The sequence below is a fragment of the Parasphingorhabdus sp. genome (assembly GCF_036964675.1).
Classification (GTDB): Bacteria; Pseudomonadota; Alphaproteobacteria; order Sphingomonadales; family Sphingomonadaceae; genus Parasphingorhabdus.
In genome coordinates, this window is sequence record NZ_JBALTF010000001.1 from 57,686 (window position 1) to 72,588 (window position 14,903).

A 14,903-nucleotide genomic window follows, 5' to 3' on the forward strand; every position below is an offset into this window, starting at 1 on the left:
GAGCTGATGGTAGCGACCATGAGTTTTGACTGGTGGCTGACCATAAAGGTCTGGGGCGTGCCCGCCGTTTCTTTCCTGTTTGCTATGGCCAATATTCCGATGCTGATGAAGCATGGCTTTTCGGTCGAAGAAAAGCCGCGCCCTGAAGGTCAGGACGCGGCTTAAACGCTTTTCTTTTTCGTCGTTTAGCCCTGGTCGGCGCGGCTGACGCCGTCTCCATCCAGGTTCAGCGCAACGAAATCCCAATCGATGGCATTGTCGAGTAGCGCGGAAACATAGTCGGGACGGGCATTCTGGTAATCCAGATAATAAGCATGTTCCCAGACATCGAGTGTGAATAGCGGTTTGACACCATGAGCGACCGGTGTGTCGGCATCATGATAGGACGTGATCTTCAGCTCGTCTCCATCAAGAACCAGCCAGGCCCAGCCACTGGCGAAATGGCCGACCGCTTCGTCCTTGAATTTGGATTTGAAATCTTCGATCGAGCCGAAGGTCTTTTCCAGACGGTCTTTCAATTCACCGGAAATTTCCTTTTTCTCGGGCGAGAGACACAGCCAGTAAAAGCTGTGATTCCAGACCTGAGCCGCATTGTTGAACAAGCCACCGTTGGCCGCCGCAATGATCTGCGAAAGCTTTTTGCCTTCATGATCCGTGCCTTTGATCGCGTCATTGGTCTTGCCGACATAGGCATTATGATGCTTGCCATGATGATAGTTGAACGTTTCCTCGGAGATCAAATCTCCAAATGCGGTTTTTGCGTAGGGGAGTGGGGGAAGTTCGAAGGCCATATTGTTTTTTCTCCATTTTTTGAGAGTTTTTGCGTCAGCGCACCATAGCGGAATTGGCTGCAAGGGCAATTGTCACTTCGGCCATGTTGATCGGCCAATATCCATTTTTTCGTGACATAGTGAAGATGCGGGCATAACGTTACGGCCTATTTGCGACATATATCCTGGGGGGATGAATAATGGCGAAATTTTTTGGAAATCTAAATGCAGTGATGATTGTCAGCCTGTTGCTGACGATCGCGGTAATGCTGGGTCTGCACCCCGGCGAAGTGACCGCCAATTCGGTAATGCGCTGGGCGCATCTGTTCTTTGGCGTCCTGTGGATCGGCCTGCTTTACTATCTTAACTTTGTTCAGGTGCCGCTGATGCCAGCCATTCCGGACGATTTGAAACCAGCTGTCGGCAAGCATATCGCACCGAAAGTGTTGTTCTATTTCCGCTGGGCCGCCCTGTTCACGGTGATCACCGGACTGCTGGTCGCCTATCTGTCCGGCTATGTCCATCAGGCCATGGTCCTGCAAGGCCCCTACCGGCTGATCGGCGTCGGCATGTGGATCGCCATCATCATGGCCGCCAATGTCTGGTTCATCATCTGGCCCAAACAGAAAAGAGTGCTGGGCATTGTTGAAGCCTCAGCCGACGAAAAAGCAGCGGCAGGAAAAATTGCACTGATGGCCTCGCGCACCAATGTGCTGCTGTCGCTGCCGATGTTCTACACGATGGTCAGCTTCAACGGCGGCTAGGACTGGAACAATTGGAAGTATAAAAGAGGGCTTAGCGGCCCTCTTTTTTATGTCCCCAGCAGATCATGTCGCTTCAGCGAATGACGCAACTGGTCATAGGTCAGGTTGAGCGCCTTGGCGGTATGGCGCTGATTATAGCGGGATTTGGCAAGGGCGGCCTCCAATATCCGTTTTTCATAGGCTTCCACCGCCGCTTTCATATCGTCGACACCGTCAAACGCAGTTTCGATCGCAACGGTCTCAGCGCGGGCCGGGAGGGATTCTCCTGTCGACGGTATAGCCGGTTCCTCTTCGCGCCGGGCCTTCGTCTCCCTCGGCTTCCAGGGCGATTCAAAGGGATCGAACACAACATGGTCAACCGCTCGGCTATGGTCATTCCATTGATAGACGGCGCGCTCGACCACATTGCGCAATTCCCGAACATTGCCCGGCCAGTCGTGCCGGTTCAGCGCCTCCGATGCGAGACGGCCAAAGCCGGGCCAGGATGGCCATTCCAGTTCTGCTGCCATCCGACGGCCAAAATAGTCGGTCAGCACCGGAATATCGCCTTCTCGCACGCGCAGCGGCGGCAGCGTGACAACCTCGAATGACAGACGGTCGAGCAAGTCGGCGCGGAATCTGTTCTCTTGTGCCATTTTCGGCAGGTCGGCATTGGTCGCGGCGACGATCCGGACATCGACGCGCTGCGGCCGTGACGATCCGATCCGGGTGATTTCGCCATATTCAACCGCCCGCAGCAGCCGTTCCTGTGCGCCGGTCGATAAGGTTCCGAGTTCGTCGAGAAATAAGGTGCCGCCGTCGGCTTCCTCGAATCGCCCTACCCGCGCTTTTGTCGCACCGGTAAAGGCACCGGCTTCGTGACCGAATAATTCCGCTTCGATCAGGGTTTCCGGCATTGCCGCACAATTGAGCGTGATAAACGGCCCATCCCAACGCAGGCTGAGCCGGTGCAGGCGTTCGGCAATCAGCTCCTTGCCGGTACCGCGTTCACCGACGACAAGCACCGGACGATTGAGTGGCGCCGCCCGGCTGGCTTTTTCCACCGCGTCGAGAAAGGCGCCCGATTCTCCGACAAATTGACTTTCGCGTTCCATGGCCAATTTATAGTGTCAATTCCCATTAAATAGCAATTAATACCATGTTCATCGCCGGGAAAAAGATGATTATTCTATATTATTCAATGCGTTACTAGAGTTGGCACGGCTTCTGCAATGTTGGTTTCATATAGGAAACACACCAACTTCTGGAGGAAGCCATGCCAGCACTGAACAAAATGAGCCGCACCGATATATCCGCGATCATCTCGATCCTGCTGTTTGGCGTGACGATCTTGATCAGCGCTGTCGGACCCGCACAGGCCGAAGGCACAATGGTCAATAGCCAGGACGATTCCCCCGCTGTCCGCTTTGTTAACCTAGGTTACAGAGCATGACAGACAAAATGGCCGGGACCCCTTCTTTCCCCCTTGTCGAAGTCAGGTCCCGGCCACCTTTTGAAATTCACCAGGTTGATGTAGAGCAGGACTGGAGCGACGGCTCGAACAAGTTCCAACACAACCACAGACCTAACCGGAGTATGTACATGGCAGGTATTTTTTCAAGAACGCGCGACATCATTGCCGCCAACGTTACCGACATGCTGGACAAGGCCGAAGACCCGTCCAAGATGATCCGCATGATCATATTGGAGATGGAGGAAACGCTGGTTGAAGTCCGCGCCTCTGCTGCTCGCACGATTGCCGATCAGAAGGAAATGCGCCGGCATATCGACAAGCTCGATCATCTGACCGAGGACTGGAGCGAAAAAGCACAGCTCGCGCTGTCCAAGGATCGTGAAGATCTCGCCAAGGCGGCATTGGTTGAAAAGCGCAAGGCTGCCGACATGGCCGACCAGTTGAAAGCAGAAATCCAGGTTCTCGATGATGCGCTTCGGTCGTCGGAGGGTGACATCGCGAAATTGCAGAAGAAATTGCAGGAAGCCCGCTCGCGTCAGAGCAGTCTGGTCAATCGCCTAGAAAGCGCCGAGAATCGCGTGAAACTGCGCGAAATGTATAATGGCGACAAGGTCCATGATGCCTTCTCGCGCTTTGAATATCTCGAACGCCAGGTCGATTTTGCCGAAGGCCGCGCCGACTCGCTGGGCATGGGCGGAGAACCGCAAAGCCTGGAAAATCAGATCGCCGCGCTGGAATCCAGCGACAAGGTTGATGAAGAACTGGAAGCCATGAAGGCGGCCATGAAAAAAGGTGACGCATAATGCAGGAAGAACTCATCATCATTCCCATCGTCATGGGTACATTGTTCATCGGTCTGCCCTGGTTGATTTTCCACTATGTCACAAAATGGAAAACCGCCGCGACCATTACCAATGAAGACGAAAATCTGCTGGAAGAATTGCACCATATGGCGCGCCGCCTGGATGACCGGATGGAAACCATCGAACGCATCATGGCGGCGGACAACCCCGATTGGCGTCAGTCTGCCCTGCCGACTCCGTCAGCTGACCCGGCCCCCTCGCTCGAAAATTTTGACGAGCTGCTGAAAAAAGAAAGGCACCCATCATGAGCTCCTCTCGCACCAAATTCTATCTCGACAAAAAACGTGGCAAATGGAGCGGTGTCTGCGCCGGGATTGCGGATTATACCGGGATCAATGTGGCCTGGGTTCGACTCGCCGCCATCATCGCGACCGTAACCTTCGCTTTTCCCTGGACGCTGATCGCTTATTGGATCGCGGCAAAAATATCCGAGCCAAAGCCAATCGGCATGTATCTGTCCGACCCGGAAGACACCAAATTCTGGCAGGGTGTGCGCCAGTCACCGCGCCGCACCACCCGCGATATCAAATCGCGGTTCCGGGAAATTGACCGCAAGCTGGCCGATATGGAACTTTACTACACCAGCAAGAATACGACGCTGTCGAACGAGATTGAGAATCTGCGCTAGACGCCTGAACAGGGAGAATGGAAATGGATTGGGGAAGCCCAGGATTTGTAATCGCGATTATCGCCATCAGCACCGTCGGATGGATCGTGAACAACTGGATCCGAGCCAAACATGGCTATGAACTGGAAGACGAATGGGGCGGAAAGACCGGTAAATCGGCAAAAAACAGCCCGGACGAGCATCGCAAGATCGAATTGCTGTCCAACGAAAATGCCCAGTTGGTTGGAAAAATCGACCGGCTGCAAGAGCGGCTTCAGGTACTCGAACGGATCGCCACCGATCCTGCCAAACGCACCGCAGACGAAATTGAAGCGCTAAGGGAGAAGAACTGATGGACGCGATACTAGCAAACCCCTCCGTCCTCTGGCCACTAGGATTTGCCTGTGCAGCGATCACCGTCGGTTGGGTTGCGACAACCTGGATGCGGATCAAGAACGGCTATCCCCTGGAAAACCAATGGGGCAAGTCAGTCTATCCCAAGACCGATCAGGAAGCCGTCGAGCGGGTCAAATTGCTGACCAATGAAAATGCCGAACTGCGTGCGGAGCTGGGGTCTGTCAAAGACCGGCTCGCCAACGTCGAACGGATCGTCACCGATGATAGTCATCGTTTGACTCAGGAAATCGAACAATTGCGCGACAAGCGCGCCAACTGAAGGGGGCAATGATGCCGATTGAATATATCGCCTTGATGATACCCTTTGCCGGCATGGCGATTGGCGTCTTTGCCATCTGGACAAACCATCAACAGAAAATGATGGACACGCAGGCCAAGATATCGGCGGAAAAGGCTGCTCAATATGCAGTCGGAAACAATGAGCTCGAACAGCGCGTAAGGGTGCTGGAGCGGATCGTCACCGACAAGGGTTTCGATGTCTCGATGCAGATCGAAGACTTGCGGGACGAACCCAAGACAAAGGAACTGAACTGATGTTTGACGAAATCTGGGTCCTCATCCCTCTCGCTCCTTTTTTACTGGGTGGCCTCGCAATCTGGACCCGTCACCAGAGCAAAATGGCAGAAAAATACGGTCATCTTCCAAAGGGCGTCGATGCCGATACTGACCGGATGCGTGAAGAAATGAAATATTTGAAAGAGCGCGTTGCGGTGCTGGAGCAAATTACCACCGACGGTCACAGCACCAAACAGCTCGAAAATGAAATTGAGCAATTGCGGGATCGCTAGGCCGGCATTGATTGAGGAGACAGGACATGGGTTGGCCCGAAGCTATAGTTGCCATCATCATCATCGTGACCATCGGACGGGTGATGCGTTCCAAATATCGTGCCGAGCATGGCATCCTGGAAGACCGCAGGGGCAATGCCATCGGATCCCAGGCCAGAAATGACCCGCAGTCCGAACGCCTGCAGGAAGAAGTCAAATATCTCAAGGAGCGCGTCGCCGTGCTCGAGAAAATTGCCACCGATGATCGCGGTGCCCGGGAACTGGAAAATGAGATCGAAAAATTGCGCGACCGCTAGGCCGGTCCGGAAAGTAGAAGGACAAGCATGATGCAAGAACCTGCTTTTTATATGATCACTGCGGCTTTTTCATTGATCGGCCTGACCGTTGTGGCGCTGGTAACCCTGCGCGGATGGCGGGACTGGATTTCCCTGAAGTCCCGCGAACTCGAACAGCGGCGCGAGGATAATCCGCCCACCGCGACATCGCGGATCGAGGTTGCGGACCTGAAAGAACGCATTCGCAAGCTGGAAGCCATTGCCGCGGGTGTGGAGCTTTAGCAGTTCGGACCAGAAATCCGTTCGTCTCGAGCCAAGTCGAGACACCCCCAAGCCCCCGACTTCGCTCGAGGCGAAGGGTGAAAATGAGTGACCTTGCTCCCTCACCCTGCTAACCGCCCTCCCCATGAGCAAAATTGACAATTTGATTGAAGAATATGAGTTTCTTGAGGCCGATGATCGCTATCGGTTGCTGATCGATCTGGGCAAGCAACTCGATATGATGCCCGACGCGCTGAAAACCGATGCAACGCTGGTCAGGGGCTGCTCTGCCTCGGTCTGGGTCTATCCAACGCAGCTGGATGACGGGCGCCTGCATTTTCTGGCCGACAGCAATGCGGCGATTACCAAGGGCATTATCGCGCTGGTGCTGGAAACCGTGCAGGATCAGGCCGCCGAGCAAATCACAAACACCGATATTGCCGCCGTGCTGGAGCCTTTTGACCTCAAGAATCAGCTCAGTTCAAATCGCACCCAGGGCATTCCCAATATGATTGCGTTGATCCGGCAAACGGCGGAGAGATATTCTACCTAGAACTGGACGATAGGCGCTGCCATCCGAGTTGCGTCAGCCTTGCCATGCTAGGGCTTTGCGCAGGGAGTGCCTGCGGCCGTGCCGGTATATTTGGTTTTGCCCTTGCCGGTTTTTGTTGCAGAAACGCTTTTGTTGATAGCATTTTTCCATAATCCGTAGCCCGGCGCGTTTAGACCAGCCTTGTTGCTCCAATCCGTTTTTGCTTTCGATTTGGCGGTAAATTTGAAACGGGCCATGGCGGTTCCGACTACGCGATCCCGACAGTCAGTGACATTGGCAGATTGGCTCGTCGTTGCACATCCGGACGTAAAAATTGTTAAGCCAATAACAAGAGCGCTACTCAGCGCCAAATTGAACATGCGTTGCATCGCACTTCCCCTTCTATGATCAATAAACATAGATGAAAGAAGTCTAGTAAATATTCCATATCACTAGAATGGAGCCCCTAAACCAAACGCCTTCATCAATGGCTTTAGTTAAAAGAGCAGCTTTTTATTGTTCGATATAGGATATTCTGGCCATTATCAGATCGGCTTCCAGACCCGCCGTTCTTCGGCAATGCGCAAGACATCAAAGGCCGCCTGCGCCGTCTGAAATTTCTTGGCCGCTTCGGCATCGCCGGGATTGACGTCAGGATGATATTCCTTGGCCATGGACCGCCAGGCCTTTTTGACCGCATCAAATTCCACATCGGGGGTCAGCTCAAAAATTTCCAGCGCCGTCATTTCGTCGCGTGAACGGCTGCCGTCGCCGGAACCCATCCAGCTGTAATGCGCCGCTTCCTGATAGGCATTGGCATCGCGTTGCTCGTCGGCTTCGCGCTTTTTGCGCTCTTCCTTGTCGAGTCCCTCGAAATAATCCCAACCGCGATTATATTCCGCTGCGTGAGTCTGGCAAAAATACCAGCGTTCGGGACTATTGGGAGATTTCGGGGCCGGGCAGCTTCCCGCTTCGTCGCAACCGTGCCGGTCACAAATCTTGACCTGCTGTGTTTCTCGCGAACTTTCGTAGCTTCCCCATCTCGGGAAACCCCAGTTGTCTGATCGTTTGGCTTTTGGCATAGTCCCTATTCTAACAGAGGAACCCAGCGAGTTCCACCGCTAAGATAATACCAGAGGGTCTGTAAGCCGGGTTCTGTCCATCCGCCGAAGCGAAATAGCCAGCCATTCATCTAGGCCATGCATTGCTGCGTGGCTCAAGCAACCAACCCGGGCAGCAAGCCGAAAAAGCCATATGCCGCCCCTATTTGGTTTTGCTCCAGGTGGGGTTTACCATGCCAGGCCTGTTGCCAGTCCCGCGGTGCGCTCTTACCGCACCCTTTCATTGTCACGTGATCGAAATCGTCGCGACCTGCTTTCTGTTGCACTTTCCCTAGGGTTGCCCCCGCCGGACATTATCCGGCACCTTTTAATCGTGGAGCCCGGACTTTCCTCGACATAAATGCCGCGGCTGGCCGACCCTCTGGTGCGTCCTATTTAGTGATTCCGCGCTCTCTGTCCAACATTAAAGACAAAAGCAGCGAACGGCATTCGCCATCAATCACACCGTCGATGTTTTTTGGTCGAAAGCGCCGCTGAAAAGCGACGACGGCTGCGGTCTGATCGGTGATATCATAGCCGAAACGTTCCAGCGCCAGCATGAAACCGCCATCGGTCCACGGCGGATCACCCAGTTTCAGGGACGGTCTCTGCAACGCAATGCCGTGACGCGCCAATCGGTCCCAGTCAAACAACTCACCCGGGTCCTGCTTGCGGGCCGGTGCCAGGTCGCTATGCCCGATCACATTGGATGAAGCGATGTCGTGACGCTTGACGATCGCATGGGCAAGCCGGGTCACTGCATCCATCTGCTCTTCCGGGAACGGGACATAGCCCCATTCATGCCCCGGATTGACGATCTCGATGCCGATACTCGCGCTATTTACATCGGTGATGCCGCGCCAAAAGCCGCGCCCTGCGTGCCAGGCCCGCTTTTCTTCGTCGACCATCTGGACGATCTGGCCGTCTTCGGTCACGACATAATGGGCCGACACCTTGGCCTCGGGATTGGCCAGCCAGTTGATCGCCGAAGCCGCGTCCTTCATGCCGGTATAATGCAGAACGAGAATGCTGATCGGCAGGCTGCGTTCGTCAAAATTGGGAGACGGTGTCGATATCACATCCATGAAGGACTTCCTTCTCGAATTCGGGCTTTTTCAGACTCAGGCGGTGACGATAGCACCCAAAAGCAATTCTGTCGTCGATGGAGGGGAAATCCTCAGATCCCCGCCATTTGTCAGTGCCAGTTCACGGGTCATCCAGGCGGCGGCGGTTCTTGCGCTGAGGTCGGCCGGGGCTATCGTGCCGTCCAGGGCGGTCCGGATTCCATCATCAAGCGCGATTTTTATGCCCGTGGCTCTAATCACGACCTCGATGCCCAGATCACCCTGCTCTGCTCCAACATCCAGTCTGCCACCCCTGACCAGGGATTCTTTTGCAATCAGCGCGAGGTTGAGCAGGATTTTTATAGCCTTTTTCGGCAATGTTTCGCCCTGTAATGCCCAGCCCAGAGTGATTTTACCCGAATCACCGAGCAAAGATTCGATCAACTGCCGCGCCTCTGCAGGATCGACATTGTCGCCAAAACCACCCGCTGCACCGAAGGCAAGCCGGAAATATTTCAGCTTGTCTGCCGATATTCTGGCGCTGTCTGCCAACAGGTCCATGCAGCGATCGCGCATCACCGGGTCGGTCTCGCCTTCCAGCAATTCGAGCCCATTGTTGAGGGCTCCGATCGGACTCAGCAAATCGTGACATATTTTCGAACAAAGCAGGGATGCCAGGTCAACTTCACTATTCGACATATAAACGCGCCCTTAACTATGGTTTCTATTCCCCGGCTGTTAGGCCTTTTGCACCCGGGCAATCAAGCAGGATCGCTCGAAAACGGCCATAAATTTCCCCATTTTCGATAGCATGCCACGCTGCCGCGTCCTGCCCGTTCAAAATCAGCCAGAGCCGGCCATCCGGCGCAGCGCTGTCCGCGTCGGTCTGCGAAGGATCCACCGTGCCGCCAGGATGCGAATGATAATAGCCGAGGATAGGCTCGCCACCGTCTCGCTGACCCCGCTCCGCCCCGATCAATATTGCCGGATCAATCTCGAAATGCCGAAGCGGATTGTCAGCAACATTTTTCGCCGCGCGATAGGAATCAACTCTGCCGTCACGGCCAAATAACATGCCGCAGATTTCCTGCGGCACTGCTGCAAGGGCCAACTGCTGGAGTTCCGCCAACATCGCGCTTGATATAAACAGTTGCATGGCCCACATCTACGCGATGAATGCAGAGCAATCTACAATATCCGGAATATTGCCGGTTTCTCAGAAAAAACAGCGTCTCGATGCAGCTTTGACAGAAGCGGTGGACGGGCTTTCGCGCGAGCGGGTGAAGTCGCTTATTGCGGACGGAAACCTGGTGATTGATGGCGCGCCATTCACCGATCCGTCGGCGAAGAAGCTGGGCGGCAAGTCATTTGAACTCACCATCCCGGAACCGATTGCCGGCCCGGCCCTGGCGCAGGACATTCCGCTGGATGTGGTCTTCGAAGACACCCATCTGATCATTATCAACAAGCCGGCAGGACTGGTCGTTCATCCTGCGGCCGGCCATGCTGACGGCACTTTGGTCAATGCCCTGCTGCACCATTGCAGGGGCCAGTTGTCGGGCATTGGCGGCGTCACCCGCCCCGGGATTGTCCACCGGATCGACAAGGACACGTCCGGATTGATGGTCGCGGCCAAGACCGATGCCGCGCACAAGGGCCTGAGCGCCCTGTTCGCCGAACATGATATCGAACGGCGCTATATGGCTATTGTCAACGGCAGACCCAATCCGGCTTCCGCGACGATCGAGGGCAGTATTGGCCGAAGCAATGTCAATCGCAAGAAAATGGCGGTTGTCGGCGACGACCGGGGCAAGTTGGCGATGACTCACTATACGGTCAAGGAAATGCTCGACGGGGCTGCTTTGGTCGAATGTACGCTTGAAACGGGGCGCACCCACCAGGTAAGGGTTCATATGGCGCACATCGGTCATAGCCTGATTGGTGACCCACTATATGGCACTCGTCGAAAATCATTACTTTCCCGGCGAAAAGATATTCAATTTGGACGGCAGGCCCTACATGCTGCTAGTCTTGGTTTTGTTCACCCCATAACGGATGAAAAATTGATGTTTTCTATTGGTTTTCCGGACGATATGCAGGAACTATTCATGAAGTTGCGCGTATAAGTAATAAACCTTATATCAGCTTTTGACCGAAGGGTGCTTGATGAGGCCTAGAGGCATAAAAAAAGAAGGAACGAAAATGGCTAATGGTAGCAATGTTCCGGCAAAAATCCCAGCCTTAGGGGGGGATGCGAGCCTGAACCGATATCTTTCGGAAGTCCGCAAATTTCCGATTTTGACCCCTGAACAAGAATATATGCTGGCAAAACGCTATTCTGAACATAAGGATCAGGAAGCCGCTGCTCAGCTGGTCACGTCGCACCTGCGACTCGTCGCGAAGATCGCGATGGGCTTCCGCGGTTACGGCCTGCCTGTCTCCGACCTGATTTCCGAAGGCAATGTTGGTCTGATGCAAGGCGTCAAGAAATTTGAACCGGAACGCGGTTTCCGCCTCGCGACTTACGCGATGTGGTGGATTCGCGCTTCTATTCAGGAATATGTCCTGCGCAGCTGGAGCCTCGTTAAAATGGGGACGACCGCCGCACAGAAGAAGCTTTTCTTCAACCTGCGCCGGATGAAGAATAATCTCGATGCCTTCGAAGATGGTGACCTGTCGCCGGAAGATGTCAAAAAAATCTCCACCGATCTGGGTGTTGCCGAGCATGAAGTGGTCAATATGAACCGCCGCATGTCAATGGGCGGCGATGCCTCGCTGAACGTCTCGCTATCCTCCGAAGATGGCGATGGTGGCCAGTGGCAGGACATTTTGGAAGACGATGGACCGCTGCATGATGAAGCCATCGCTGCTGCTCAGGAAGCCAATTTCCGTCACGAAATGCTGTCCGAAGCGATGGAATCGTTGAATGAACGCGAACAGCATATATTGGCCGAACGCCGCTTGTCGGAAGATCCCAAGACGCTCGAGGATTTGAGCAAGGTCTATGAGGTCAGTCGCGAACGCATTCGCCAAATTGAGGTCCGTGCCTTCGAGAAGCTGCAAAAGGCGATGCTGCGCATTGCTGGAGAAAAGAAGCTACTCGCTGCGAGCTAACGCTCCAGGCTGTCATTCCCGCGAATGTAGGAAACCAGGAAATAAGAAGGTCGCAAAGCGACGTTTTTAATGAACTGGGTCCCGGCCTTCGCCGGGATGACGAATAAATCGAAACGCCCCGAAACAGGATTTGTTTTCGGGGCGTTTTGCATTTAGATTGCAGCGATGCGGGCAATTAAATTTCTGTTCAAACTGGTGATCTATTTCATCCTGATCACGGTCGCGTGGGTCGGAATCTACGCCATCGTGCCACCCCCGGTCACTGCCACCATGCTACTGGACGGAAATGGCATCACCAAGGACTGGACGAGCTTCAGCGATATTTCCCCCAATATGGTCCGTGCGGTCATCGCGGCCGAGGATGGGAAGTTCTGCAGCCATGACGGTTTTGACACCGAGGCGATCCAGAAAGCGATCCAGCGCAATGCTCAGGGTGGGCGGATAAGAGGCGGCTCGACCATTTCCCAGCAAGTCGCGAAAAATGCCTTTCTCTGGCAAGGCGGCGGCTTTTTCCGCAAAGGTCTGGAAGCCTATTTCACCTTTCTGATCGAGACGATCTGGAGCAAGCAGCGGATCATGGAAGTCTATCTCAATATCGCGGAAACCGGCATCGGGACCTATGGGGTGCAGGCCGGGGCGCAGCGCTATTTCCATAAAGATGCGAAGGACCTGACCGGCATAGAGGCAGCGCGCATCGCCGCCGCCCTGCCCCAACCCAAAAAACGGGCCGTCAATGGTGCCAGTGGCTTTACCCGGCGTTACGGGAATACGATTGCCGCCCGGATCAATGTGGTGCGTAATGAGAAGCTGGATAGCTGCATCTATAAATGATCGTGCTCCTGCAAAGGCAGGAGCCCGTCTCTTGATTGACTAGCAAAACACGATCTTTTGAAAACGCACGGCGGTATTTGCGGGTGCAACCCGACCTTAGCCCAGTCTGTAGATTTCAGGAGATTGGACCCCGGCCTTCGCCGGGGCACAATCAGGCGGCGTCTTCTTTTTTCGCCTTGCTGCTCTTTGCAATCACCTTCACCGGCTCTTTCGTGCCGGCGACGACATCCTTGTCGATCACGATCTCGTCCACACCTTCAAAATCGGGAAGGTCGAACATGGTGTCGAGCAGGATATTCTCGACGATCGACCGCAGACCACGTGCACCGGTTTTCCGTTCGATCGCCTTTTTGGCGACCGCGACCAGCGCGTCGTCGGTGAAGGTCAAGCCGACACCTTCCAGTTCGAACAATTTGGCATATTGCTTCACCAGCGCGTTTTTCGGTTCCTGGAGAATCGTCACCAGAGCGTCGATATCAAGATCCTCGAGCGTGGCGATCACTGGCAAACGGCCGACAAATTCCGGAATCAGGCCAAATTTCAGCAGATCCTCGGGCTCGCCCTGAGCGAGCAGTTCGCCGACACGGCGCTCTTCCGGAGCGGCGACATGGGCGCCGAAGCCGATGGATTTTCCTTCCAGACGGTCGCCGATGATCTTTTCCAGACCAGCAAATGCGCCGCCGCAGATGAACAGGATATTGGTGGTGTCAACCTGCAGAAATTCCTGCTGCGGATGTTTGCGGCCACCTTGTGGCGGCACGCTGGCGGTGGTGCCCTCCATCAGCTTCAACAGCGCCTGCTGAACGCCTTCGCCGGAAACATCGCGGGTGATCGACGGATTTTCGGCTTTCCGGCTGATCTTGTCGATTTCGTCGATATAAACAATCCCGCGCTGCGCCTTCTCGACATTATAATCGGAAGCCTGAAGCAGCTTGAGGATGATATTCTCGACATCTTCACCGACATAGCCGGCTTCGGTCAATGTGGTTGCATCGGCCATGGTGAACGGCACATCAAATGTCTTCGCCAAGGTCTGCGCCAACAGCGTCTTGCCGCAGCCGGTCGGACCGACGAGCAGGATATTCGATTTCGCCAGTTCGATATCGCCGGATTTGGCCGCGTGATTGAGTCGTTTGTAATGATTGTGAACGGCCACCGACAGCACGCGTTTCGCGCGTTTCTGTCCAATCACATAGTCGTTCAGCACATTGCAGATTTCCTGCGGTGTCGGAACTTCACCCTCTTTGCGGCCGGTTGCGGCGCCCTTGGTTTCCTCACGAATGATGTCATTGCAAAGCTCGACACATTCATCGCAGATGAAAACTGTGGGTCCGGCAATCAGCTTGCGGACTTCATGTTGGGATTTGCCACAGAAAGAGCAATATAAGGTGCTCTTCGAATCAGATCCCGTCAATTTCGTCATATAAAGTCCTTTAAACCGGCCAATATTGTAATCTAACCGTCAAATTCCAAATTGCCACCGCTTTTTTCACGGTTTTCCTAGCGAATAAGCAAGTCTATCAAATATGGCTTAAATTTCATTTAGGGCCGCGCTAACCGCTTATTTAGCATCTTCTGCAGGCACCGGGCGCTTGTTATATACTTCGTCAACAATGCCAAAGGCCTTGGCTTCGTCGGCTTCCAGGAAAGTGTCCCGGTCCATGGCCTTTTCAATCTCTTCGATCGATTTGCCGGTATATTTGGCATAAAGCTCATTCATGCTGGCACGGATACGCAGGATTTCCTTAGCCTGAATCTCTATGTCCGACGCCATACCCTGGGCGCCGCCCGACGGTTGGTGCAGCATGACCCGGGCGTTGGTGGTCGCCATCCGCATGCCTGGCTCGCCGGCTGCCAGCAGGAAGCTGCCCATGGAAGCCGCCTGGCCGACGCAAACCGTACCAACGCGGGGCCGGATATATTGCATGGTATCATGGATCGCCATGCCGGCAGTCACCACGCCGCCCGGCGAGTTGATATACAGATAGATATCTTTCTTGGGATTTTCCGACTCCAGAAAGAGCAATTGCGCCGTAATGATCGACGCCATCCCGTCCTCGACCT

Annotated in this window: 24 protein-coding genes and 1 other RNA gene; 15 read left to right on the top strand and 10 right to left on the bottom strand. The window is 54.4% G+C overall.

The features are described from left to right. Positions 1-185 precede the first annotated feature (185 nt). A complete protein-coding gene (locus V7665_RS00285; RefSeq protein WP_335662539.1) occupies positions 186-791 on the bottom strand; it encodes a superoxide dismutase in 606 nt (201 codons plus the stop codon). Positions 792-970: 179 nt separating this feature from the next. On the opposite strand from V7665_RS00285, the gene V7665_RS00290 reads away from it, so the two are divergent. Continuing rightward, entirely contained in the window at positions 971-1,534 is a 564-nt protein-coding gene (locus tag V7665_RS00290; protein WP_335662540.1) for a urate hydroxylase PuuD, read from the top strand. A gap of 47 nt (positions 1,535-1,581) precedes the next feature. Here the strand turns inward: V7665_RS00290 and pspF are convergent, their stop codons facing one another. Next, the gene (gene pspF / locus V7665_RS00295; protein ID WP_335662541.1) at positions 1,582-2,628 is read right to left on the bottom strand and encodes a phage shock protein operon transcriptional activator; all 1,047 of its coding nucleotides are present in this window, start codon (positions 2,626-2,628) and stop codon (positions 1,582-1,584) included. 161 nt (positions 2,629-2,789) lie between these two features. On the opposite strand from pspF, the gene V7665_RS00300 reads away from it, so the two are divergent. From V7665_RS00300 to V7665_RS00350, 11 genes are all read left to right on the top strand, one after another. Further along, positions 2,790-2,966, top strand: a complete 177-nt coding sequence (locus V7665_RS00300; RefSeq protein WP_335662542.1) for a hypothetical protein — start codon at positions 2,790-2,792, stop codon at positions 2,964-2,966. Positions 2,967-3,115: 149 nt separating this feature from the next. Further along, positions 3,116-3,790, top strand: coding sequence for a phage shock protein PspA (gene pspA, locus V7665_RS00305; RefSeq protein ID WP_335662543.1), 675 nt, complete (start codon positions 3,116-3,118; stop codon positions 3,788-3,790). Beyond that, positions 3,790-4,098 carry an envelope stress response membrane protein PspB gene (gene pspB / locus V7665_RS00310; protein WP_335662544.1) on the top strand — a complete coding sequence of 103 codons (309 nt, stop codon included), beginning with the start codon at positions 3,790-3,792 and terminating at the stop codon, positions 4,096-4,098. Before pspA ends, pspB begins: the two co-directional genes overlap by 1 nt. Next, on the top strand, positions 4,095-4,478 hold the full coding sequence (pspC, locus tag V7665_RS00315) for an envelope stress response membrane protein PspC (RefSeq protein WP_335662545.1): 384 nt from the start codon (positions 4,095-4,097) through the stop codon (positions 4,476-4,478). Before pspB ends, pspC begins: the two co-directional genes overlap by 4 nt. Positions 4,479-4,501: 23 nt before the next feature. Beyond that, on the top strand, positions 4,502-4,810 hold the full coding sequence (locus tag V7665_RS00320) for a hypothetical protein (RefSeq protein WP_335662546.1): 309 nt from the start codon (positions 4,502-4,504) through the stop codon (positions 4,808-4,810). Further along, a complete protein-coding gene (locus V7665_RS00325; protein WP_335662547.1) occupies positions 4,810-5,133 on the top strand; it encodes a hypothetical protein in 324 nt (107 codons plus the stop codon). Before V7665_RS00320 ends, V7665_RS00325 begins: the two co-directional genes overlap by 1 nt. A gap of 8 nt (positions 5,134-5,141) precedes the next feature. Then, positions 5,142-5,408: a hypothetical protein gene (locus tag V7665_RS00330; RefSeq protein WP_442955137.1), complete on the top strand. Its 267-nt coding sequence runs from the start codon at positions 5,142-5,144 to the stop codon at positions 5,406-5,408. Next, positions 5,408-5,662, top strand: coding sequence for a hypothetical protein (locus V7665_RS00335; protein WP_335662548.1), 255 nt, complete (start codon positions 5,408-5,410; stop codon positions 5,660-5,662). The genes V7665_RS00330 and V7665_RS00335 overlap by 1 nt, the downstream gene beginning before the upstream one ends. A gap of 26 nt (positions 5,663-5,688) precedes the next feature. After that, entirely contained in the window at positions 5,689-5,958 is a 270-nt protein-coding gene (locus V7665_RS00340) for a hypothetical protein (protein WP_335662549.1), read from the top strand. A 30-nt stretch (positions 5,959-5,988) separates the two neighbouring features. Further along, complete coding sequence (locus tag V7665_RS00345) at positions 5,989-6,219, top strand: hypothetical protein (RefSeq protein ID WP_335662607.1); 231 nt, start codon at positions 5,989-5,991, stop codon at positions 6,217-6,219. A gap of 124 nt (positions 6,220-6,343) precedes the next feature. Beyond that, positions 6,344-6,751, top strand: a complete 408-nt coding sequence (locus V7665_RS00350; RefSeq protein ID WP_335662550.1) for a SufE family protein — start codon at positions 6,344-6,346, stop codon at positions 6,749-6,751. A 47-nt stretch (positions 6,752-6,798) separates the two neighbouring features. Here the strand turns inward: V7665_RS00350 and V7665_RS00355 are convergent, their stop codons facing one another. From V7665_RS00355 to V7665_RS00380, 6 genes are all read right to left on the bottom strand, one after another. Further along, on the bottom strand, positions 6,799-7,119 hold the full coding sequence (locus tag V7665_RS00355; protein WP_335662551.1) for a hypothetical protein: 321 nt from the start codon (positions 7,117-7,119) through the stop codon (positions 6,799-6,801). 156 nt (positions 7,120-7,275) lie between these two features. Then, on the bottom strand, positions 7,276-7,812 hold the full coding sequence (locus V7665_RS00360) for a J domain-containing protein (RefSeq protein WP_335662552.1): 537 nt from the start codon (positions 7,810-7,812) through the stop codon (positions 7,276-7,278). Between the two features lie 46 nt (positions 7,813-7,858). Beyond that, positions 7,859-8,216, bottom strand: an RNA gene (gene rnpB, locus V7665_RS00365) — RNase P RNA component class A. 6 nt (positions 8,217-8,222) lie between these two features. Beyond that, entirely contained in the window at positions 8,223-8,915 is a 693-nt protein-coding gene (locus V7665_RS00370) for an N-acetylmuramoyl-L-alanine amidase (protein WP_335662553.1), read from the bottom strand. A 36-nt stretch (positions 8,916-8,951) separates the two neighbouring features. After that, positions 8,952-9,593 carry a histidine phosphotransferase family protein gene (locus V7665_RS00375; protein WP_335662554.1) on the bottom strand — a complete coding sequence of 214 codons (642 nt, stop codon included), beginning with the start codon at positions 9,591-9,593 and terminating at the stop codon, positions 8,952-8,954. Between the two features lie 25 nt (positions 9,594-9,618). Beyond that, positions 9,619-10,050, bottom strand: a complete 432-nt coding sequence (locus V7665_RS00380) for a M67 family metallopeptidase (RefSeq protein WP_335662555.1) — start codon at positions 10,048-10,050, stop codon at positions 9,619-9,621. Positions 10,051-10,066: 16 nt separating this feature from the next. On the opposite strand from V7665_RS00380, the gene V7665_RS00385 reads away from it, so the two are divergent. From V7665_RS00385 to mtgA, 3 genes are all read left to right on the top strand, one after another. Next, positions 10,067-11,020: an RluA family pseudouridine synthase gene (locus V7665_RS00385; RefSeq protein WP_335662608.1), complete on the top strand. Its 954-nt coding sequence runs from the start codon at positions 10,067-10,069 to the stop codon at positions 11,018-11,020. A gap of 76 nt (positions 11,021-11,096) precedes the next feature. Then, positions 11,097-12,008: an RNA polymerase sigma factor RpoH gene (rpoH, locus tag V7665_RS00390; protein WP_335662556.1), complete on the top strand. Its 912-nt coding sequence runs from the start codon at positions 11,097-11,099 to the stop codon at positions 12,006-12,008. Between the two features lie 165 nt (positions 12,009-12,173). Further along, entirely contained in the window at positions 12,174-12,839 is a 666-nt protein-coding gene (gene mtgA / locus V7665_RS00395; protein WP_335662557.1) for a monofunctional biosynthetic peptidoglycan transglycosylase, read from the top strand. Between the two features lie 151 nt (positions 12,840-12,990). Here the strand turns inward: mtgA and clpX are convergent, their stop codons facing one another. Beyond that, on the bottom strand, positions 12,991-14,262 hold the full coding sequence (clpX, locus tag V7665_RS00400; RefSeq protein ID WP_335662558.1) for an ATP-dependent Clp protease ATP-binding subunit ClpX: 1,272 nt from the start codon (positions 14,260-14,262) through the stop codon (positions 12,991-12,993). Positions 14,263-14,400: 138 nt separating this feature from the next. Continuing rightward, the coding region (locus V7665_RS00405) for an ATP-dependent Clp protease proteolytic subunit (RefSeq protein WP_335662559.1) at positions 14,401-14,903 on the bottom strand (503 nt) is incomplete at its 5' end.

Excerpts from the sequence above, each read along its gene's own strand:
- V7665_RS00360 (WP_335662552.1), bottom strand. The coding sequence starts at position 7,812 with ATGCCAAAAGCCAAACGATCAGACAACTGGGGTTTCCCGAGATGGGGA.
- V7665_RS00370 (WP_335662553.1), bottom strand. The coding sequence starts at position 8,915 with ATGGATGTGATATCGACACCGTCTCCCAATTTTGACGAACGCAGCCTG.
- V7665_RS00375 (WP_335662554.1), bottom strand. The coding sequence starts at position 9,593 with ATGTCGAATAGTGAAGTTGACCTGGCATCCCTGCTTTGTTCGAAAATA.
- V7665_RS00385 (WP_335662608.1), top strand. The coding sequence starts at position 10,067 with ATGAATGCAGAGCAATCTACAATATCCGGAATATTGCCGGTTTCTCAG.
- V7665_RS00285 (WP_335662539.1), bottom strand. The coding sequence starts at position 791 with ATGGCCTTCGAACTTCCCCCACTCCCCTACGCAAAAACCGCATTTGGA.
- V7665_RS00345 (WP_335662607.1), top strand. The coding sequence starts at position 5,989 with ATGCAAGAACCTGCTTTTTATATGATCACTGCGGCTTTTTCATTGATC.
- mtgA (WP_335662557.1), top strand. The coding sequence starts at position 12,174 with ATGCGGGCAATTAAATTTCTGTTCAAACTGGTGATCTATTTCATCCTG.
- V7665_RS00330 (WP_442955137.1), top strand. The coding sequence starts at position 5,142 with ATGATGCCGATTGAATATATCGCCTTGATGATACCCTTTGCCGGCATG.
- V7665_RS00380 (WP_335662555.1), bottom strand. The coding sequence starts at position 10,050 with ATGCAACTGTTTATATCAAGCGCGATGTTGGCGGAACTCCAGCAGTTG.
- clpX (WP_335662558.1), bottom strand. The coding sequence starts at position 14,262 with ATGACGAAATTGACGGGATCTGATTCGAAGAGCACCTTATATTGCTCT.
- rpoH (WP_335662556.1), top strand. The coding sequence starts at position 11,097 with ATGGCTAATGGTAGCAATGTTCCGGCAAAAATCCCAGCCTTAGGGGGG.
- V7665_RS00350 (WP_335662550.1), top strand. The coding sequence starts at position 6,344 with ATGAGCAAAATTGACAATTTGATTGAAGAATATGAGTTTCTTGAGGCC.
- V7665_RS00325 (WP_335662547.1), top strand. The coding sequence starts at position 4,810 with ATGGACGCGATACTAGCAAACCCCTCCGTCCTCTGGCCACTAGGATTT.
- V7665_RS00335 (WP_335662548.1), top strand. The coding sequence starts at position 5,408 with ATGTTTGACGAAATCTGGGTCCTCATCCCTCTCGCTCCTTTTTTACTG.
- pspB (WP_335662544.1), top strand. The coding sequence starts at position 3,790 with ATGCAGGAAGAACTCATCATCATTCCCATCGTCATGGGTACATTGTTC.
- pspC (WP_335662545.1), top strand. The coding sequence starts at position 4,095 with ATGAGCTCCTCTCGCACCAAATTCTATCTCGACAAAAAACGTGGCAAA.
- V7665_RS00355 (WP_335662551.1), bottom strand. The coding sequence starts at position 7,119 with ATGCAACGCATGTTCAATTTGGCGCTGAGTAGCGCTCTTGTTATTGGC.
- V7665_RS00290 (WP_335662540.1), top strand. The coding sequence starts at position 971 with ATGGCGAAATTTTTTGGAAATCTAAATGCAGTGATGATTGTCAGCCTG.
- pspA (WP_335662543.1), top strand. The coding sequence starts at position 3,116 with ATGGCAGGTATTTTTTCAAGAACGCGCGACATCATTGCCGCCAACGTT.
- V7665_RS00320 (WP_335662546.1), top strand. The coding sequence starts at position 4,502 with ATGGATTGGGGAAGCCCAGGATTTGTAATCGCGATTATCGCCATCAGC.
- V7665_RS00300 (WP_335662542.1), top strand. The coding sequence starts at position 2,790 with ATGCCAGCACTGAACAAAATGAGCCGCACCGATATATCCGCGATCATC.
- V7665_RS00340 (WP_335662549.1), top strand. The coding sequence starts at position 5,689 with ATGGGTTGGCCCGAAGCTATAGTTGCCATCATCATCATCGTGACCATC.
- pspF (WP_335662541.1), bottom strand. The coding sequence starts at position 2,628 with ATGGAACGCGAAAGTCAATTTGTCGGAGAATCGGGCGCCTTTCTCGAC.